Origin of the sequence: Pseudomonas japonica, from assembly GCF_013522925.1 — a bacterium.
Classification (GTDB): Bacteria; Pseudomonadota; Gammaproteobacteria; order Pseudomonadales; family Pseudomonadaceae; genus Aquipseudomonas; species Aquipseudomonas japonica_A.
Window position 1 is genome coordinate 478881 of record NZ_JAAMQU010000002.1, and the last position, 17860, is coordinate 496740.

Genomic DNA, 17860 nt, shown 5'->3' on the forward strand with positions numbered 1-17860 from the left:
TCGCTCTTCTGTGGGAGGCGGGCGGAGCTCGCGAATAGGCAATAAATCTTTCGCGAGCTAATGCCGGATGGCTGGCCCCGCCGCTTCCAGACGGTTTTAAGGGGGTTACCCCGCGATCATGCCTTTGAGGTCACGCACCTTGGTCAGCGTATCCACGCAGGCCCGCGCCGCTTCCAGGCCTTTCACATGGAAATGCCGGAAGAAGTAATCGTGGTGTTCCTTGCCTTCATGGAAGTGGTGCGGGGTAAGCACTACCGAAAACACGGGTACTTCAGTGTCCAGCTGTACGCGCATCATTCCGTCGATCACCGCCGGGGCCACGAAGTCATGGCGGTAGATGCCGCCGTCCACCACCAGCGCGGCGCCGACGATGCCGGCGTAGCGCCCGGAACGGGCAAGCAGCTTGGCGTGCAGAGGGATTTCATAGGCGCCGGCAACTTCGAAGAAGTCTACCTGATCGGCGCTCACGCCAAGCGCGGCGAGGCCTTCGATAAAGCCGAGGCGGCTCTGGTCCACAATATCCTTGTGCCAGCTGGCCTGGATGAAGGCGATGCGCGAAGCGGATTGGTTTTGCATGGTGACTCTCCTGTTCATTGGCAATAAACAGGGCACACGAGTGAAAGGAGCGCGCAGGCACCCCGTTCTCTCTTTATCCGGACTATACCGTCGGCCCCGGGATCACACCGGGTCTGCTGACCTCGCCGAAACGAGCGCTCGCGGGCTAGGCTATGCCATTACCGCCGGTGGGGAATCGCACCCCGCCCTGAGAACGTTGCCGCGTGTGGCGGCGCGGCATTATTAACACAGCAGGTAGGCAGGGGGAATCCTTCCCTGCGTGACGTGTTAGATTTTTTCATTAGGGCGCTATTCCCTCGCGCCCGCTCAAGGAGAGGCCTGATGACCCCGATCGACCTGCGCAGCGATACCGTGACCCGCCCCTCTTCGGGCATGCTCCAGGCCATGGCGCGCGCCGAAACCGGTGATGACGTTTATGGGGAGGACCCTACCGTAGCCCACCTGCAAGCGCGGCTGGCCGAAGAGCTTGGCTTTGAAGCGGGCCTGTTCGTACCCAGCGGCACCATGAGCAACCTGTTGGGGCTGATGGCTCATTGTGAGCGAGGGGATGAATACATCGTGGGCCAACAAGCCCACACCTATAAATACGAAGGCGGCGGCGCGGCGGTGTTGGGGTCCATTCAGCCGCAACCGCTGGAAAACCAGAGCGATGGCTCGCTGGCCCTCGATCAGGTAATCGCCGCCATCAAGCCCGACGACTTCCACTTCGCACGCACTCGGCTGCTGGCATTGGAAAACACCATGCAGGGCAAGGTGCTGCCGCTGGATTACCTGGCGTGCGCCAAAGCACTGTGCACAGAGCATGGCCTGGGCTTCCATCTCGATGGCGCTCGGCTATTCAATGCCGCGGTCGCTCAAGGCGTGGCGGCGGGCGAGATCAGCAGGCATTTCGATTCGGTTTCCATTTGCCTGTCCAAGGGCCTCGGCGCTCCCGTAGGCTCGGTGCTGTGTGGTGATCGGGCACTGATTGCTCGCGCCACGCGCTGGCGCAAGGTCGTGGGCGGTGGCATGCGCCAGGCCGGCATTCTGGCCGCGGCAGGCTTGTATGCGCTGGACCATAACGTAGCGCGCCTGGCGGATGACCATGCCAACGCCCGCCGCCTCGCCGAAGGGCTTGGCGCACTCGGCTACGCCGTAGAGCCTGTGCAGACCAACATGGTGTATGTACAAGTCGGGCCGACGGCAGAGGCGTTGCGCGACTACGCGGCAGGGCAGGGCGTACGCCTCACGGCCAACCCACGCTTGCGCCTGGTCACTCATCTTGATGTGGATGCGCGTCAGATCGACCAGGTGATTGAAGTGTTTGCCGGCTTCGCACGCCAAACCGGATACGAATCGTCCAATTGATGGACTCAATCGTACAAACACACTGTACCCTGACCGCAGGGCCGATATAATGCGGCCCTTTGCCGTCGTTTCGACGCCAAGCCTGTGCCTCTGGCCGCTGTCTCCGTGGAAGAACCTATGAAAAGCGCAGAAATCCGTGAAGCCTTCCTCCGCTTCTTCGAAGAGCAAGGCCACACCCGTGTAGCCTCAAGCTCTCTGATCCCCGCCAACGATCCGACCCTGCTGTTCACCAACGCCGGGATGAACCAATTCAAGGACTGCTTCCTCGGCCAGGAAAAGCGCGCCTACACCCGCGCGGTAAGCAGCCAGAAGTGCGTGCGCGCCGGCGGCAAGCATAACGACCTCGAAAACGTGGGCTACACCGCGCGCCACCACACGTTCTTCGAAATGCTAGGCAACTTCAGCTTCGGTGATTACTTCAAGCGTGACGCCATCACCTTCGCCTGGACCTTCCTCACTTCGGAAAAATGGCTGAACCTGCCCAAGGAAAAGCTGTGGGTTACCGTTTACGCCAGCGATGATGAAGCCTACGACATCTGGACGAAGGAAGTGGGCGTGCCGGCCGAGCGCATGGTGCGCATTGGCGACAACAAAGGTGCCCCGTACGCTTCGGACAACTTCTGGACCATGGGCGATACCGGCCCTTGTGGCCCTTGCACCGAAATTTTCTACGATCACGGCGCGGACATCTGGGGCGGCCCGCCCGGCTCCCCGGAAGAAGACGGCGACCGTTACATCGAGATCTGGAACAACGTGTTCATGCAGTTCAACCGCACCGCCGATGGCGTGCTGCATCCTCTCCCAGCGCCGTCGGTAGACACCGGCATGGGCCTGGAGCGGATCAGCGCGGTGCTGCAGCACGTGCATTCGAACTACGAGATCGACCTGTTCCAGCACCTGCTGCACGCCTCTGCCGAGGCCATCGGCTGCGGCAACGAGGGCCAGCCGTCGCTCAAGGTAGTGGCTGACCACATTCGTTCCTGTGGCTTCCTGATCGCCGACGGTGTGTCGCCTTCCAATGAAGGCCGTGGCTATGTGCTGCGCCGGATCATTCGACGTGCCTGCCGCCACGGCAACAAGCTGGGCGCGCGCGGGGCGTTCTTCCACCGCATCGTCGCCGCACTCGTCACCGAGATGGGCGAAGCCTTCCCCGAACTGAAAAACCAGCAGGCGCATATCGAGCGCGTGCTCAAGGGCGAGGAAGAGCAGTTCGCCAAAACCCTGGAGCAGGGCCTGAAGATCCTCGAGCAGGACCTGGCCGAGCTCAAAAGCGACGTGGTACCGGGCGATGTGATCTTCAAACTGTACGACACCTACGGTTTCCCGATGGACCTCACCGGCGACATCGCCCGTGAGCGCAACCTCACCCTGGACGAAGCCGGCTTCGAACGCGAAATGGACGCCCAGCGCGAGCGCGCCCGGTCGGCCAGTGCCTTCGGCCTGGACTACAACAGCCTGGTGAAGGTCGAGGAAGACACGCAGTTCCTGGGTTACACCACCCACGACGGCGAAGGCAAAATTGTAGCGCTGTATAAAGATGGGCAGTCGGTGCAGGAACTGGCCGAAGGCGAGGAGGGCGTGGTGATTCTCGACCGCACGCCGTTCTACGCTGAATCCGGTGGCCAGGTGGGCGACCGCGGTACGCTGCAGGGGGGCAACAGCCGCTTCCAGGTAAGCGACACCACCAAGTCCGGCGGCGCGTTCCTGCACCACGGCCTCGTTGCGCTGGGTAGCCTGAAAGTGGGCGAAACGGTGCAGGCGCAGGTTGAAGGCGACCTGCAACAGGCCACATCGCTCAACCACTCGGCTACCCACTTGCTGCATGCCGCGCTGCGCGAAATCCTTGGCGATCACGTCCAGCAGAAAGGCTCTCTGGTCGACAGCCAGCGCCTGCGTTTCGACTTCAGCCACTTCGAGCCGATCAAGCCCGAGCAGATCAAGGCGCTGGAAGATATCGTCAACCGCGAGATCCGTCGCAACACGCCGGTGCAGATCGAAGAGATGGACATCGAGAGCGCCAAGCAGAAAGGCGCCATGGCCCTGTTCGGTGAGAAATACGGCGACCGCGTGCGCGTACTCACCATGGGCGGCGACTTCTCGGTGGAACTGTGCGGCGGCATCCACGCCAAGCGCACCGGCGACATCGCGCTGTTCAAGATCACCAGCGAAAGCGGCGTGGCTTCGGGCGTGCGGCGTATCGAAGCGGTGACCGGCGCGACCGCGCTGGCCTTGCTCAACAACGCTGAAGAGCAAGTGAAAGAAGCCGCGTCGCTGCTCAAGGGCAGCCGTGAAAACGTGCTCGACAAATTGCAGGCCGTGCTGGAGCGCAACCGTCAGCTGGAGAAACAGCTGGAGCAACTCCAGGCCAAGGCCGCCAGCGCCGCGGGCGACGATCTGCTGGCCGGTGCCGTGGACGTGAAAGGCGTGAAGGTGCTGGCCGCGCGCCTGGATGGCGTGGAGGGCAAGGGCTTGCTGGCCCTGGTAGACCAGCTCAAGAACAAACTGGGCGAAGGGGTGATCCTGCTCGGTGGCGTGCACGACGAAAAAGTAGTGCTGGTTGCCGGTGTCACCAAAGCCTTGTCGGCGCGCGTGAAAGCGGGCGACCTGATGAAGCAGGCCGCGGCGGCAGTCGGTGGCAAGGGCGGAGGCCGGCCAGACATGGCTCAGGGCGGCGGCGTGGATGTCGCGGCCCTCGACCAGGCACTGGCACTGGCTGTGCCGTTCGCCGAAGGCGGGCTGTAATCCCGGCGGCATGCGCCACGGCCCCGCCGTGGCCGCAAGCGTGCGGATGTTTAATGGGTGCCCTGCGTGGGCGTGAGGCGGCGTTGAAATGGCTTTGATCGTACAGAAGTTTGGCGGCACTTCGGTGGGCTCCATCGAGCGTATCGAGCAAGTGGCCGATAAGGTCAAGAAATTCCGCGAGCAAGGCCACGACCTGGTGGTCGTGCTTTCGGCAATGAGTGGCGAAACCAACCGGTTGATCGATCTGGCCAAACAGATCACCGATCAACCCGAGCCGCGTGAGCTGGACGTAGTGGTGTCCACGGGGGAGCAAGTGACCATTGGCCTGTTGGCCATGGCCTTGATCAAGCGTGGTGTGCCGGCGGTGTCCTACACCGGTAACCAGGTGCGCATCCTCACCGATGATGCCTATAACAAGGCGCGTATTCTGCAGATCGATGATCAGCGCCTGCGCGAAGATCTCAAGGCTGGCCGCGTAGTTGTGGTAGCCGGCTTCCAGGGTGTAGACCAGAACGGCAACATCACCACGCTGGGCCGTGGTGGCTCCGATACCACCGGTGTTGCTTTGGCCGCGGCATTGAAAGCCGACGAGTGCCAGATCTACACCGACGTGGACGGCGTCTATACCACCGACCCGCGCGTGGTAGCCCAGGCCCAGCGGCTGGACAAGATCACCTTCGAGGAGATGCTCGAAATGGCCAGCCTGGGTTCGAAGGTACTGCAGATCCGTGCGGTCGAATTCGCTGGCAAGTACAACGTCCCGCTGCGCGTGTTGCACAGCTTCCAGGAGGGTCCCGGGACCCTGATCACCATTGATGAAGAGGAAACCATGGAACAGCCGATCATTTCCGGCATCGCCTTCAACCGCGACGAGGCCAAGCTGACCATCCGTGGCGTGCCGGACACTCCCGGCGTGGCGTTCAAGATCCTGGGCCCCATCAGCGGTGCCAACATCGAAGTGGACATGATCGTTCAGAATGTGTCCCACGATAACACCACAGACTTCACCTTCACCGTTCACCGCAACGATTACCAGAAGGCGCTCGGCGTGCTTCAGGCCACTGCGGCTGAAATCGGCGCGCGGGAAGTGGTGGGCGATACCAAGATTGCCAAGGTGTCGATCGTGGGCGTAGGCATGCGCTCCCACGCGGGCGTTGCCAGCCGCATGTTCGAAGCGCTGGCCAAGGAGAGCATCAATATCCAGATGATCTCCACTTCCGAGATCAAGGTGTCGGTGGTTATCGAAGAGAAGTACCTGGAGCTTGCCGTGCGCGCCCTGCACACGGCCTTCGACCTGGACGCGACCGCCCGACAGGGCGAGTAAGCCGACCAGAAGGGGCGCGGCCATGGCTGCGCCCTTTTTCTTTTACGGCACGGGAAGGTTCTTCCACGGCCGTTTTGGCAAGCGGTTCGGCTTCGGCCCCCGTGACGCCCTTTTTTGCAGACCATTCCCGAATAAATACCGTTAGGAGATTTTCATGCTCATTCTTACCCGCCGTTGCGCCGAAAGCCTGGTGATTGGCGATGGGGAAATCACAATCACCGTGCTCGGTGTAAAGGGCAACCAGGTGCGCCTGGGCGTAGACGCGCCCAAGGAAGTGGCTGTGCACCGCGAAGAAATCTATCAGCGAATTCGCAAGGAGAAGGGCGAAGAACCAAGCCTTTAATTTTCTTCGTTTTTTTTGTTTGCAAACGGGGAAGAACGTGGTTAATATACGCCCCGTGTTGCGGAGAGGTGGCCGAGTGGCCGAAGGCGCTCCCCTGCTAAGGGAGTACACCTCAAAAGGGTGTCGGGGGTTCGAATCCCCCCTTCTCCGCCATTATTCAAGTGGGTTTGCTGAAAGGCGAATCACCTAGGCAGTACATGCACTCATAGCTCAGCTGGATAGAGTACTCGGCTACGAACCGAGCGGTCGGAGGTTCGAATCCTCCTGAGTGCACCATATCAGAGGCCCTGAAGTTTAATCTTCCGGAGTCCTGAGTTCCAGGGGAGACTGGGTTAACAACGCCAACCTGCACTCATAGCTCAGCTGGATAGAGTACTCGGCTACGAACCGAGCGGTCGGAGGTTCGAATCCTCCTGAGTGCACCACATCAGAGGTTCTGAAGTTCATCTTCAGAGATCCTGAACCCAGGGGAGACTGGGTTAACAACGCCAACTTGCACTCATAGCTCAGCTGGATAGAGTACTCGGCTACGAACCGAGCGGTCGGAGGTTCGAATCCTCCTGAGTGCACCATCTGCAAAGCCCACATCCCCGGATGTGGGCTTTTTTTTGCTTGTCACATAGCAGCCCGCCTTGGCGGCGACCGGCCCGTCAGGGCCGCTGTTTCAGTGGTACCCCGGTCGCAGCCAAGCCAGCGTGGCCTGGCCTCGCTGCTACAGGTAGCCTCAACTGCGCGTAGGCCGCCAGGGCATGTACTTCACTTTCTTCTTTTTCGTCCCTTTCTTTTTCGTCTCAGCCTTTTCCTCCACAGGCAGCACCTGCTTCGGTATGGCGCCAGGCTTTTTCACCGCCCTTGCATCAGGATCAGCGGCGCGAGCGGAGCGTACCTTCGGTGCCTGGCTTGCCGTTTGCCGCACCGCAGGCGCTACGCTGCCCGGCGTCGGGCTCCACACACGCTCACGCTGCCCCACGCTGTGGTCCGGGCATGAGGTGTGAGTGAAGGTCACTTGCCCGCCGCTGCCCACGCAGCGCTGTACCGTTGTGGCACCCGCTTCGTTGCTCAGGGCAAGAAGCGCCATCATCCATACCCCTACGTTCAAGCCTCGCATAGCGGCCTCCCTGGCTGTATTTCACTCTCCAAGCCTAGCGGCTGCACTGTGCGCGGACTGAAGGGTCTATTACCGAATGCTTCGTCACATAAACCTGCTATACCTTGGCTGCATGGGCCGGCAAGCATTTGTAAATCCACAATTTAGTAACCAAAAAGTCCATCGACCGGGTATCATTGCCGCCGTCTGCCCCGCCGGGGCTCCGGAATTCCTTCCATGGACTTACCCAGTAGAACCTTAATAACGCCTTTGGCCCCTATTGCACTGATTGATTGATCTCCTGGTGTGGTCCACTACTGGGAGTGGAGTACACCTATGACCGAAGTCGAAGTCCAAAACCTGCAAGAAAGCCTGCAGGACCGCCTTGGCCAGGTAATCGAACTGCTGCATCGGCAGCGGGTGGTCGAAGACCTGACCCATCGGCAGGAAGGGCAGCACCAGGCCTTGGTCGAAAATCTCGTGCACCGGCAGAACGTGGTCGAGCTTCAGCGCAAGCTCGATGACCTGCACTCCGCCGACATCGCCTATATCCTCGAAGCCCTTCCGCTCAATGACCGCCTTACCGTATGGCAGCTTGTAAAGGCCGAGCGTGACGGCGACATTCTGCTGGAAGTGTCCGATGCGGTTCGCGAAACCCTTATCGCGGACATGGAAGACCACGAGTTGCTGGCAGCGGCCAAGGAAATGGACGCCGACGAGCTGGCGGACCTCGCCCCGGAGCTGCCGCGCGATGTAGTGCACGAACTCATGGAAAGCCTGGACGCGCAGCAGCGGGAGCGCGTTCGATCGGCCTTGAGCTACGAAGACGACCAGGTCGGCGCGTTGATGGACTTCGAGATGGTCACCATCCGCGAAGACGTAACCCTTGAAGTGGTGTTGCGCTATCTGCGCCGGCTACGGGAGTTGCCGGGCCATACCGACAAGGTGTTCGTGATCGATCAGGACGGTGTGCTCAAGGGCGTGCTGCCGATCAAGCGGCTGCTGGTCAATGACCCGGAGAAGCGCGTTGCGGACGTGATGGCCAGCGACCCGGTCACCTTCCACCCTGACGCCGACGCTTACGAGGCGGCACAGGCGTTCGAGCGTTATGACCTGGTGTCCGCGCCTGTGGTGGACAAGAACCGTCGCCTTATCGGCCGCCTCACCATCGACGAAATGGTCGACCTTATTCGTGAGGAAAGCGAAAGCGAAGTGCTGAACATGGCTGGTTTGCGCGAAGAGGAGGACATCTTCGCGTCCGTGTGGCGTTCGCTGCGCAACCGTTGGTCGTGGCTGGCCATCAACCTGATCACGGCGTTCGTTGCATCGCGGGTGATTGGCCTGTTCGAGGACTCCATCGAGCGCCTGGTGGCGCTGGCGGCACTGATGCCCATTGTGGCGGGTATCGGCGGTAACTCCGGCAACCAGACCATCACCATGATCGTACGCGCCATGGCGCTGGACCAGGTAAGCACAGGTAACACCCGGCGCTTGCTGAAGAAGGAGCTATCCGTTGCGGTATTGAATGGGCTCATCTGGGGCGGTGTGATCGGCCTGGTGGCCTGGCTGCTGTACCACAGCTGGTCCCTTGGCCTGGTGATGACCGCCGCCATGACGCTCAACCTGCTGCTTGCCGCCTTCATGGGCGTGATCATTCCCATGAGCCTGGCGCGCGTTGGCCGAGACCCTGCCATGGGCTCTAGCGTGATGATTACTGCGGTAACCGACAGCGGTGGCTTCTTTATCTTCCTGGGCCTGGCGACACTTTTCCTGATGTGAAGGGTTATTTCGCGCAAACAAAAAGGCCAGCACGAATGCTGGCCTTTTTGCTATGTGCACCTCCTGTGCACGCGCCCGTTGGTTACGCGTCGGCGTCAGCGGACATCTCTGCATCGTGCGCGATCAGCGCAATAAGCGCATTCTGCTGACGATGAGCGAGCTGGCGGAAACGCTGAAGCAGTTCGCGCTCATGAAGCGAGAGCTCCGGGCTATCGAGGCGCATGCTGAGCTCCTCGCCGAGCGCACCCTCTTGAATGAGGCTCTGCTCCAGCCGCGCGATGATTTCAGAGTTCATGCTGCGGTGGTGGGTCCGGGCGACCTCAGCGATGCGTTCGCGCATCCCATCGGGAAGGCGGACGACAAACTTGTCTGCGGTGCGGCTGGAATAGACTGCCTGTTTCATTGGGCGCATATAGTTAACCGGTTGAGTTCAGGAAAGCGGTTCCTCGGAGCGGGCCGCAGGATGTGGGTACGACAGTCATTTTTGCCAAACGTTCCATCAGAAGGACCGCTTGGCTGCACATTATGCCTGTGATATGCCATAACCTTGGCGCCAATTCTGTGACAAATTCTGAACTGTGCGAGGGCGCTTCGCCAGTACGGAAAATCTGAAATGTGCACTGGTTCGGAAAAATGGCACATCGCCAGCCTTTCATCCGGTCGCCCGGTGCGTTGCACGGCCTTCGCTACGCGCAGGCGCGTACAGGGAAACCGAGGCGCCCCTGCTTTTGCCCACCTGTAACACTCAAGGTACTCTGTCAGCATAGTGGCAATCAGGCTATTAGCGAATGCACGGTGCGCAGTACCGATCAAGAGGCGGACAAAATGCGGCGAGGGCGGCTGGTTTATCTCATAGGGGCTTCTGGCGCCGGGAAGGACAGCGTGATCGAGGCGGCGCGGGAAGGCCTGGGCGCGCGCGGTGTCGAAGTGGTGCGACGGGTCATCACCCGCTCCGCCGAAGCGAAGGGGGAGCAGGCTGTGGGAGTAACCCGCGAGGCCTTTGAACACATGCTCGGTCAGGGGGAATTCGCCTTGAGTTGGGGGGCCAATGGCTTGATGTACGGCATACCCGCCGACATTGAAAACAGCCTGGCCCAAGGGCGCTGGGTACTGGTCAACGGTTCGAGAGGATACCTACCGCACGCCCTGGGCAAATACCCGGACCTTTTGGCGGTGCTGGTGACTGTTGACACGGAGGTATTACGCCAGCGGTTGGTAAGTCGAGGGCGAGAGACGCCTGCGCAGATCGAAGGTCGGCTGTCGCGCAATGAGCGGCTGCATCATACGGCCGCTGATTGGCAGGGGGAAGCCCCATGCCTGCATACCATTGATAACTCAGGTGCCTTGGCGGATGCCGCAGCGGCGCTACTGGCGGTGATAGATCAACAACGCCTCAACGCAATTGGGGATTGAAGCGGAATTTTTTCCCACGTATCAGCGCCAGCACGAACAGCACGGCGCAGCCCAGGCTCAGCGTCAGCAGCAGGGTGCTCAGTGCGCTGGTGGGGTAGGGGACAGCGGCGGCTGCCAGAAAGCACAGCAAGCTGCCAGCCAGGAAAATTATTGCAGACCTGGACATCTTGAGCCCGCCTTAAAAAGTGTATCGATCCAGACGGGGCGCAGGTAGCTGCCCTTGTTCGTCCATCCTTGGGGCCGTGGTGGCCAGCACCGGCGCCTGTACGCGCTCGTGCATTCCGGCCCGCTGGGCAGCCGGCCGTTGAACCCAGTCCTGCACATTGATGTGAACCTGAGCATTCGGGGCTTCGGCAAAAAAATGAAACGAAACTACGGCAACCATTGCCAAAGCGTTGAAGAGGTAGAGGGCGGCGTTCATCCATGTCTCCAAGGTGGTGTAGCTGGCTGACCATTCATAGCTGCCGACTACAGCGGTAGCACCCCTTGTGCCAATCCGCGCGGCATTAAAAATCCCTTTTAAATCAATACCATAGCAACACTAACTCGAAACGCTTACATGCATTGTGCATTGTTTGACACTTTTGCCCGTGCAGATTGCACGAAGACCCCCCGTAAAGTCCAGCAGCGGTGAGGCAATGTGCCTGCATTGCTTAGATTATTTGGTTTGCATCCATCAGCTTTATGCGCCGCCAAAGCTCGGTTTGCATCTCCCTGGGCGGGGTGATAGATTTGCACCCGCTTTGGCCGGGGCTATCCCGGTAACCTTTCGAGTGCCTGCAGCCCTGTCGGCATCGCGTACCAAGTCCTTGTAGTTCAACGGATAGAACGGGGCCCTCCTAAGGCTCAGATGCAGGTTCGATTCCTGCCGGGGACACCACGCCGCATCCCAATCTCGCTTGTTCCCAGCGTAGCCCCTAAACACGGGCCTTGCCTGCCTCGAACGCTTGTCTACCGTTTATAGCCTTGTTGCACCAGCAACGGCCGCGCCTGCACTGAGCGAGTGCTCTGAAGTGGACCAACAGGTCCGCATTTTCCCCTGGCCTTTGTATAAGCCCTTCATCCTTATAGGTTTTATTTCCCTGGCATACATCCTGCTCGGTTGGCCACGCTGCGGCCGCGTGCTTGGCTGCACATCGTATTGGGCAAGCTGCCGGGACAATCCTACTATCGAAGGGTGGACGTTATATGAACAACCCGTTTTCCTGGTCTGTAAAAGCCGACTTGGGCGGTATTATCGCCCCGGACGAGCGTTTGCCTTGGCCGCAGACCATTGCTCTTGGCATACAGCATGTGTTCGCGATGTTCGGCGCGACATTGCTGGCCCCGCTGCTGATGGGTTTCGATCCCAATGTCGCGATCATGATGAGCGGCATCGGTACGCTGATTTTCTTTATGGTGACGCGGGGCAAGGTACCAAGTTTCCTTGGGTCGAGTTTTGCCTTCATCGGCGCCGTGTCCGCAGCTACCGCCTATGCGGGAAGTGGCCCCAACCTGAACATCCCGCTGGCGCTTGGCGGGATCGTGCTGTGCGGGCTGGTGTATGTGGCCATCGGTATCGTGGTGCAAGCCGCCGGGGTAGCCTGGATTGAGAACATAACCCCGCCGGTAGTGACAGGCACGGTGGTAGCGGTTATCGGCCTGAACCTTGCCAGTGTGCCCATCAAGACAATGGCGTCCTCGAGTTTCGATACCTGGATGCAGCTCATTACCTTTGTGTGCGTGGCCTGCATCGCGGTGTACACAAAGGGCTTGCTGCAAAGAATGCTGCTATTGGTTGGGCTGATCGCGGCAACCCTCATTTACTTCGTGCTCGCCAACCTGATGGGCCTGGGCGCTCCGATCAACCTCGACCAGATCGCAGCCGCGCCGTGGCTTGGCATGCCGGCGTTCCAGGCACCTGTGTTCACGCTGTCGGCTGCATTGCTGATCATACCGGTGGTGGTGATCCTGATCGCCGAGAACCTGGGGCATATAAAAGCCATTGCGTCGATTACCGGGCAGAACCTGGATAAATCCATTGGCCGCGCGTTCATCGGCGATGGCATTGCCACGGTGATCAGCGGAGGCGTGGGGGGTAGCGGCATGACCACCTATGCGGAAAACATCGGCGTAATGGCGGCGACCAAGGTGTATTCCACCGCGCTATTCATTGTTGCGGGCATTGCAGCCATCCTCCTTGGGTTGTCACCCAAGTTCGGCGCCGTGGTGCACACCATTCCCGTGCCGGTGATGGGCGGGGTGTCTATCGTCGTGTTTGGCTTGATCGCCATTGCCGGCGCGCGGATATGGGTAGAGAACCGGGTGGATTTCTCCGATAGTCGCAACCTGTTGGTCGCTGCCATCCCGCTGGTTCTGGGCACAGGCGATTTTACCCTGCACCTGGGTGGCTTCGCGCTGGGCGGGCTGGGTACCGCCACCTTCGGCGCGATACTGCTTAACCAACTGCTCAATCGCCGCAAGGTCGCAGGCGCCGAGGTGCTGGGCGCCGGCGCATCTTCGAGATAAAAGGCGGGGCCGCCGAGGTCAGGGCCTCGGCTTCAGCCCATTGAACACCAGCGCCTTGATGCTGGCGAGGGTGTCTTCGAAGAACACCGGGTCGGACAGGCTTTTTCCCGTCACGGCATGCACCTGGGCGCCGAAGTCGGCGTAGTGCTGGGTTGTGCTCCACAGGGTGAATATCAGGTGGTAGGGGTCGACCGGCGCGAGCTTGCCGGCTTCTACCCACTGCTCGATTACTCCCACCTTGCTGGCCACCAGCTCGCGCAGCGGTTGGGTAAGCTGGGAGCGGATCAAAGGCGCCCCTTGCATGATCTCCATGCAGAACAGCTTGGATTCGGCGCAATGGTCCCTGGATAGCTCAAGCTTTACCCGAATGTATTGGCCAATGGCCTCGAGCGGATCCTGCTCGGCGCTGAACCCCCGAAGCGGGGCCAGCCAGATCTCCAGCACGTGTTCCAGCACGCAGACGTACAAATCTTCCTTGCTCTTGAAGTAGTAGAGCAGGTTGGTTTTCGAGACGTCCGCCGAAGAGGCCACCTGGTCCAGGCTGGTGCCGTGCAATCCATATATTGAAAACAAGCCAAGTGCGGCCTGAATGATTACGGCGCGCTTGTTTTCAACCATTTGCAAGCGCCTGTTCCGCGCCTTCTCGCTGATCTTGCGGCCCCCGGCCTCGGCGGGCTGAGCGTCTTTCCCGCCCAGTGCCTTGGTAGCGGGCGCCGCCTTGCGTCCAGCCCTTCCGGGTGAGGAAGCGCTGCCCTCTGACGTTGTATCGTTCACAGATCTGTCCGTGCTTCGAGTCGGTCCGGCATTGTAACAGGCTGCCTGGCCCCCCGGCGGAGGAGCATTTTTTGGTAAGCGGTGCACTGAAACGGCTCTGTGCGCCTCACCGCTGTGCAGAAAACCCATCCATTCGGTCTTTTTCGGACCATATGGTCTGAAGGAATCGCTCAGGAATTCTCAAGGCATTGAAAAGCAACGACTTTTAAATCTTGGCACATACCATGCTCAGTACCTCTCAGGACGCTGCCATGCAGGCTGGCGATTCAACCGGAGGCACCTATGAAAGTTGGTATCTTTATCCCCATTGGTAACAACGGCTGGTTGATCTCGGAAAACGCGCCACAGTACAAACCGACCTTTGAGCTCAACAAGCAGATCGCTCAGCGCGCTGAAACCTATGGGCTGGATTTTCTCCTGTCCATGATCAAGCTGCGCGGCTTTGGCGGCAAAACCGAGTTCTGGGACCACAACCTCGAGTCCTTCACCCTCATGGCAGGGCTCGCGGCAGTTACCAGCAAGATCAAGCTGTTTGCCACCGCGCCGTCCCTGGCGCTGCCGCCGGCGATCGTCGCGCGCATGGCCTCCACCATCGATTCCATTTCCAACGGCCGGTTCGGGGTGAACCTGGTCACCGGCTGGCAGCGGCCTGAATACTCACAGATGGGGCTATGGCCAGGGGACGAGTTCTTCAGCACCCGCTACGCGTACCTTTCCGAGTACATCCAGGTATTACGTGACCTCTGGGAGCAGGGCCGATCCGATTTCAAGGGTGACCACTTCACCATGGACGATTGCCACATGAGCCCCCGGCCAAGCGCTGACATGAAAGTGATCTGTGCAGGGCAAAGCGACGCGGGCATGGCCTTCTCGGCCCAATATGCCGACTACAACTTCTGCTTCGGCAAAGGCGTGAACACACCCAAGGCCTTCGCGCCGGCCGCGCAAAAGCTGATCGAAGCCACCCAGCGCACAGGGCGAAACGTGAGCACCTATGTGCTGATGATGGTGATCGCCGACGAAACCGACGAGGCCGCCTGGGCCAAATGGGAGCATTACAAGGCGGGCGTGGATGAAGAGGCCGTGGCCTGGCTGGGCGTTCAAGGCGGCGCGGACAAAACCTCCGGCGCGGACACCAACGTGCGGCAGATGGCCGATCCTACTTCAGCGGTAAACATCAACATGGGCACGCTGGTGGGCTCGTACGCCTCCATTGCCCGCATGCTCGATGAAGTGGCCGAAGTGGAAGGCACCGAGGGCGTATTGTTGACCTTCGACCATTTCGTAGAGGGCGTGGAAGCCTTCGGTACCCGTATCCAGCCCCTGATGAACAGCCGGATCGCGGCGGTTTCTCCGGTGCCGTCGCAAGCCGTTGCCAGTGCCGGTGCGGTACCCAGTGAAACAGCCGAAGCAGTGGGGGCTTGAGCATGGAAGTCGGTCAAAAGGTCACCCTCAGTTCCGCGACCCCAGCGGGCCTTCCCCTTGTGGACGGCCAGGCGGCCTGGGTGCTGCCGGCGCGCCCCGAGCCACTGTACTTGCACCCCTCCAATACGGCGCTGATCGTGGTGGACATGCAGAACGCCTATGCCTCGGTGGGCGGCTATGTGGATTCCGCCGGCTTCGACATTTCGGGCGCACAGGGTGTGATTGCCCGGATCGCCACGACGATCGAAGCCGCCCGCGCCGCCGGCGTGGCGGTGGTGTATCTGCAGAACGGCTGGGACAACCAGTACATAGAGGCAGGCGGGCCGGGCTCGCCGAACTGGCACAAGTCCAATGCGCTGAAAACCATGCGCAGGTTTCCCGAGCTTCAAGGGCAGTTTCTGGCCAAGGGCGGCTGGGATTATGAACTGGTAGAGGCCCTTGCCCCCCAGGATGGCGACATCGTTGTGCCGAAAACCCGCTACAGCGGTTTCTTCAACAGCACCCTGGACAGCACCTTGCGCGCCCGGGGCATCAAGAACCTGGTGTTCACCGGCATCGCCACCAACGTGTGCGTGGAGTCGACCCTGCGCGATGCCTTCCACCTCGAATACTTCGGCGTGATGCTCGAGGACGCGACCCATGAGCTGGGCGGCGCTGCCATACAGGCTGGGTCCGTTTACAACATCGAAACCTTCTTCGGTTGGGTGTCCAGCGTCGAAGCCTTCGTCAACCTCGTACGCAACCAACGATAAACAGGGGAACCGCCATGCCGAAACAAGCCATTATCCCACCGGGCACCGCCACCCCGATCGGCCCCTTCGTACCGGGCACCACCGCGGACGGCATCGTGTACGTTGCTGGCACCTTGCCGTTCGACAGTAACAACAACGTCGTCCATGTCGGCGATGCCGGTGCGCAGACTCGCCACGTGCTGGAAACGATCAAAAGCGTGATCGAAGCGGCCGGCGGGACCATGGAGGACGTGACCTTCAACCATGTGTTCCTCAAGCATTGGGAGGATTACGCGGCCATCAACGCTGTGTACGCCGAGTACTTCCCGGGCGAGAAGCCGGCGCGGTATTGCGTACAGGTGGGCTTGGTCAAGCCTGATGCCCTGGTGGAAATCGCCAGCGTGGCCCACACCGGCAAACGCCCATGACGGCCGGGCTGTATACCGAGGTGCATGGCGAGCCCGGCGCCGAAACCGTGCTGCTGTCTTCGGGCCTTGGCGGCTCGGCGGGGTACTGGGGCCCGCAGGTGCCCGTGCTGCTGGAAGCGGGCTACCGGGTGATCACCTACGACCAACGTGGCACCGGCCGCAGCCGCCAGGCGTTGCCGGCGGATTATCGCATCGAGCACATGGCTGACGATGTGATCGGCATCCTGGACAGCGAAGGGGTGTCGCGCTGCCATGTGGTCGGCCATGCGCTAGGCGGGCTGGTCGGCCTGCAATTGGCGCTGGACCAACCCGCGCGAATCTCGAGCCTGGCGCTGATCAACGCCTGGGCGGCGCCCAACCCTCATTCGGCACGATGCTTCGAGGCGCGCCTGGCGCTGCTCGACCATGTGGGCCCACGTGCTTATGTGGAAGCGCAGCCGATTTTCCTGTATCCGGCGAGCTGGGCCGCGGCCCACGCCGAGCGCGTGCAGGCGGAAGTTGACCATGCCTTTGAACACTTCCCGGGCGCCGACACCATGAAGGCACGCATTGGCGCCCTGCGCCGCTTCGATGTGAGCCAGCGCCTGGCCGAGCTTAGCCTTCCGGTGTTCGTGTCCAGCGCACTGGACGACGTGCTGGTGCCGGCAACCTGCTCCGGTCGGCTGAGCCAAGCCATCGCCGGCAGTACCGCCCACGTGCTGCCTCACGGTGGCCATGCCCACAACATCACCGCCCCTGACGCGTTCAATGAGTCACTGCTGGCCTTCCTGCGCAATCAACGCTAGGGCTTTCAAGTCCCATTTTTCGATGGAGAGAACCTATGTACGTATCGACCGCCGAGCCTGTATTGCCCACCGTTGACAAGGCTGAGTTCCGCGATGCAATGGCTCGCCTCGGGGCTGCGGTAAACGTGATCACCACCAACGGGCCCGGCGGGCTGGCTGGCTTCACGGCCTCGGCAGTGTGCAGCGTGACCGACCAGCCGCCTACCTTGCTGGTGTGCCTGAACCGGGGCGCGTCTGTGTATGAGGCCTTTCGGGATAACGGCGTGCTGTGCGTGAACGTGCTGGGGGCAGGGCACCAGAATATTTCAAACTGCTTCGGTGGCAAGACAGCGATGGCTGAGCGGTTTGCCGCGGTGAGCTGGGTGCCGGGTACCTCGGGCTGCCCGGTGTTGGAGGGGGCGAGCGTGTCCTTCGAATGTCGGCTGCGGCAACGCACCGAAGTCGGCACCCACGACGTCATGTTCTGTGAGGTGCTGGCTATTCATACCAGCGACATCGTGGGCAGCCTTATCTACTTCAATCGGGCCTATCACGAACTGTCAGCAATGCTGTAGCGAAGCTCCCCGTTTGGTTACCTGTGCCGCTTGATATTTTTAAC

Annotated in this window: 18 protein-coding genes, 5 tRNA genes and 1 riboswitch; of the genes, 17 read left to right on the top strand and 6 right to left on the bottom strand. The window is 60.7% G+C overall.

Translation table 11 applies throughout. The annotated features are described in order from the left end of the window. Positions 1 to 105 precede the first annotated feature (105 nt). Complete coding sequence (locus G7016_RS04925) at positions 106 to 576, bottom strand: 6,7-dimethyl-8-ribityllumazine synthase (RefSeq protein WP_219854697.1); 471 nt, start codon at positions 574 to 576, stop codon at positions 106 to 108. 60 nt (positions 577 to 636) lie between these two features. After that, a riboswitch (FMN riboswitch) is annotated at positions 637 to 775 on the bottom strand. A gap of 122 nt (positions 776 to 897) precedes the next feature. On the opposite strand from G7016_RS04925, the gene ltaE reads away from it, so the two are divergent. The 8 genes from ltaE (at position 898) to G7016_RS04965 (ending at position 6904) form a co-directional block, all read left to right on the top strand. Further along, positions 898 to 1923 carry a low-specificity L-threonine aldolase gene (gene ltaE, locus G7016_RS04930; protein WP_181111714.1) on the top strand — a complete coding sequence of 342 codons (1026 nt, stop codon included), beginning with the start codon at positions 898 to 900 and terminating at the stop codon, positions 1921 to 1923. A gap of 117 nt (positions 1924 to 2040) precedes the next feature. After that, entirely contained in the window at positions 2041 to 4665 is a 2625-nt protein-coding gene (alaS, locus tag G7016_RS04935) for an alanine--tRNA ligase (protein ID WP_181111715.1), read from the top strand. Positions 4666 to 4753: 88 nt separating this feature from the next. Further along, on the top strand, positions 4754 to 5989 hold the full coding sequence (locus G7016_RS04940; RefSeq protein WP_181111716.1) for an aspartate kinase: 1236 nt from the start codon (positions 4754 to 4756) through the stop codon (positions 5987 to 5989). Positions 5990 to 6143: 154 nt separating this feature from the next. Continuing rightward, a complete protein-coding gene (gene csrA, locus G7016_RS04945; protein ID WP_181111717.1) occupies positions 6144 to 6332 on the top strand; it encodes a carbon storage regulator CsrA in 189 nt (62 codons plus the stop codon). 62 nt (positions 6333 to 6394) lie between these two features. Beyond that, positions 6395 to 6485: transfer RNA gene (locus tag G7016_RS04950), tRNA-Ser, on the top strand. Positions 6486 to 6531: 46 nt separating this feature from the next. Beyond that, positions 6532 to 6608 (top strand) — tRNA-Arg (locus G7016_RS04955). Positions 6609 to 6680: 72 nt separating this feature from the next. Then, positions 6681 to 6757 (top strand) — tRNA-Arg (locus G7016_RS04960). Between the two features lie 70 nt (positions 6758 to 6827). Beyond that, positions 6828 to 6904 (top strand) — tRNA-Arg (locus G7016_RS04965). A gap of 152 nt (positions 6905 to 7056) precedes the next feature. Here G7016_RS04965 and G7016_RS04970 read toward each other — a convergent pair. Beyond that, positions 7057 to 7440, bottom strand: coding sequence for a DUF4124 domain-containing protein (locus tag G7016_RS04970; protein WP_181111718.1), 384 nt, complete (start codon positions 7438 to 7440; stop codon positions 7057 to 7059). 315 nt (positions 7441 to 7755) lie between these two features. Between G7016_RS04970 and mgtE the strand changes: the two genes are divergently transcribed. Next, positions 7756 to 9198 carry a magnesium transporter gene (gene mgtE, locus G7016_RS04975; protein ID WP_181111719.1) on the top strand — a complete coding sequence of 481 codons (1443 nt, stop codon included), beginning with the start codon at positions 7756 to 7758 and terminating at the stop codon, positions 9196 to 9198. A gap of 82 nt (positions 9199 to 9280) precedes the next feature. Here mgtE and G7016_RS04980 read toward each other — a convergent pair whose 3' ends face one another. Next, on the bottom strand, positions 9281 to 9610 hold the full coding sequence (locus tag G7016_RS04980; RefSeq protein ID WP_181111720.1) for an Arc family DNA-binding protein: 330 nt from the start codon (positions 9608 to 9610) through the stop codon (positions 9281 to 9283). A 413-nt stretch (positions 9611 to 10023) separates the two neighbouring features. Here G7016_RS04980 and phnN point away from each other — a divergent pair, with 413 nt between their 5' ends. Continuing rightward, complete coding sequence (phnN, locus tag G7016_RS04985; protein ID WP_181111779.1) at positions 10024 to 10611, top strand: phosphonate metabolism protein/1,5-bisphosphokinase (PRPP-forming) PhnN; 588 nt, start codon at positions 10024 to 10026, stop codon at positions 10609 to 10611. Here the strand turns inward: phnN and G7016_RS04990 are convergent. Then, entirely contained in the window at positions 10592 to 10777 is a 186-nt protein-coding gene (locus tag G7016_RS04990) for a PA3371 family protein (RefSeq protein WP_181111721.1), read from the bottom strand. The two genes, phnN and G7016_RS04990, sit on opposite strands and share 20 nt — an antisense overlap. Positions 10778 to 10789: 12 nt before the next feature. Beyond that, positions 10790 to 11032, bottom strand: coding sequence for a hypothetical protein (locus tag G7016_RS04995; RefSeq protein ID WP_181111722.1), 243 nt, complete (start codon positions 11030 to 11032; stop codon positions 10790 to 10792). A 384-nt stretch (positions 11033 to 11416) separates the two neighbouring features. Here G7016_RS04995 and G7016_RS05000 point away from each other — a divergent pair. Together G7016_RS05000 and G7016_RS05005 are read left to right on the top strand one after the other, a co-directional pair. Next, positions 11417 to 11491, top strand: a tRNA-Arg gene (locus tag G7016_RS05000). A 308-nt stretch (positions 11492 to 11799) separates the two neighbouring features. Continuing rightward, a complete protein-coding gene (locus G7016_RS05005) occupies positions 11800 to 13119 on the top strand; it encodes a solute carrier family 23 protein (protein WP_181111723.1) in 1320 nt (439 codons plus the stop codon). An 18-nt stretch (positions 13120 to 13137) separates the two neighbouring features. On the opposite strand, the gene rutR is transcribed toward G7016_RS05005, so the two are convergent. After that, positions 13138 to 13815 carry an HTH-type transcriptional regulator RutR gene (gene rutR / locus G7016_RS05010; protein ID WP_258195078.1) on the bottom strand — a complete coding sequence of 226 codons (678 nt, stop codon included), beginning with the start codon at positions 13813 to 13815 and terminating at the stop codon, positions 13138 to 13140. Between the two features lie 360 nt (positions 13816 to 14175). Between rutR and rutA the strand changes: the two genes are divergently transcribed. From rutA to G7016_RS05035, 5 genes are read left to right on the top strand one after another with little or no spacing between them, the layout of a single operon-like run. Further along, positions 14176 to 15318 (top strand): pyrimidine utilization protein A, encoded by a 1143-nt coding sequence (rutA, locus tag G7016_RS05015; protein WP_181111725.1) that lies wholly within the window; start codon positions 14176 to 14178, stop codon positions 15316 to 15318. Positions 15319 to 15320: 2 nt separating this feature from the next. Beyond that, positions 15321 to 16070, top strand: coding sequence for a pyrimidine utilization protein B (gene rutB, locus G7016_RS05020; RefSeq protein ID WP_181111726.1), 750 nt, complete (start codon positions 15321 to 15323; stop codon positions 16068 to 16070). A 14-nt stretch (positions 16071 to 16084) separates the two neighbouring features. Next, positions 16085 to 16477, top strand: coding sequence for a pyrimidine utilization protein C (rutC, locus tag G7016_RS05025; RefSeq protein WP_181111727.1), 393 nt, complete (start codon positions 16085 to 16087; stop codon positions 16475 to 16477). After that, the gene (rutD, locus tag G7016_RS05030; protein ID WP_181111728.1) at positions 16474 to 17262 is read left to right on the top strand and encodes a pyrimidine utilization protein D; all 789 of its coding nucleotides are present in this window, start codon (positions 16474 to 16476) and stop codon (positions 17260 to 17262) included. Before rutC ends, rutD begins: the two co-directional genes overlap by 4 nt. Positions 17263 to 17297: 35 nt before the next feature. Next, the gene (locus G7016_RS05035) at positions 17298 to 17816 is read left to right on the top strand and encodes a flavin reductase (protein ID WP_181111729.1); all 519 of its coding nucleotides are present in this window, start codon (positions 17298 to 17300) and stop codon (positions 17814 to 17816) included. Positions 17817 to 17860 lie beyond the last annotated feature (44 nt).

Bases quoted from the DNA above. Each gene is read 5' to 3' on its own strand.
- G7016_RS05035 (WP_181111729.1), top strand. From the start codon at position 17,298: ATGTACGTATCGACCGCCGAGCCTGTATTGCCCACCGTTGACAAGGCT.
- csrA (WP_181111717.1), top strand. From the start codon at position 6,144: ATGCTCATTCTTACCCGCCGTTGCGCCGAAAGCCTGGTGATTGGCGAT.
- rutD (WP_181111728.1), top strand. From the start codon at position 16,474: ATGACGGCCGGGCTGTATACCGAGGTGCATGGCGAGCCCGGCGCCGAA.
- rutC (WP_181111727.1), top strand. From the start codon at position 16,085: ATGCCGAAACAAGCCATTATCCCACCGGGCACCGCCACCCCGATCGGC.
- ltaE (WP_181111714.1), top strand. From the start codon at position 898: ATGACCCCGATCGACCTGCGCAGCGATACCGTGACCCGCCCCTCTTCG.
- G7016_RS04940 (WP_181111716.1), top strand. From the start codon at position 4,754: ATGGCTTTGATCGTACAGAAGTTTGGCGGCACTTCGGTGGGCTCCATC.
- mgtE (WP_181111719.1), top strand. From the start codon at position 7,756: ATGACCGAAGTCGAAGTCCAAAACCTGCAAGAAAGCCTGCAGGACCGC.
- G7016_RS04980 (WP_181111720.1), bottom strand. From the start codon at position 9,610: ATGCGCCCAATGAAACAGGCAGTCTATTCCAGCCGCACCGCAGACAAG.
- alaS (WP_181111715.1), top strand. From the start codon at position 2,041: ATGAAAAGCGCAGAAATCCGTGAAGCCTTCCTCCGCTTCTTCGAAGAG.
- G7016_RS04995 (WP_181111722.1), bottom strand. From the start codon at position 11,032: ATGAACGCCGCCCTCTACCTCTTCAACGCTTTGGCAATGGTTGCCGTA.
- G7016_RS05005 (WP_181111723.1), top strand. From the start codon at position 11,800: ATGAACAACCCGTTTTCCTGGTCTGTAAAAGCCGACTTGGGCGGTATT.
- G7016_RS04990 (WP_181111721.1), bottom strand. From the start codon at position 10,777: ATGTCCAGGTCTGCAATAATTTTCCTGGCTGGCAGCTTGCTGTGCTTT.
- rutA (WP_181111725.1), top strand. From the start codon at position 14,176: ATGAAAGTTGGTATCTTTATCCCCATTGGTAACAACGGCTGGTTGATC.
- rutB (WP_181111726.1), top strand. From the start codon at position 15,321: ATGGAAGTCGGTCAAAAGGTCACCCTCAGTTCCGCGACCCCAGCGGGC.
- G7016_RS04970 (WP_181111718.1), bottom strand. From the start codon at position 7,440: ATGCGAGGCTTGAACGTAGGGGTATGGATGATGGCGCTTCTTGCCCTG.
- G7016_RS04925 (WP_219854697.1), bottom strand. From the start codon at position 576: ATGCAAAACCAATCCGCTTCGCGCATCGCCTTCATCCAGGCCAGCTGG.
- phnN (WP_181111779.1), top strand. From the start codon at position 10,024: ATGCGGCGAGGGCGGCTGGTTTATCTCATAGGGGCTTCTGGCGCCGGG.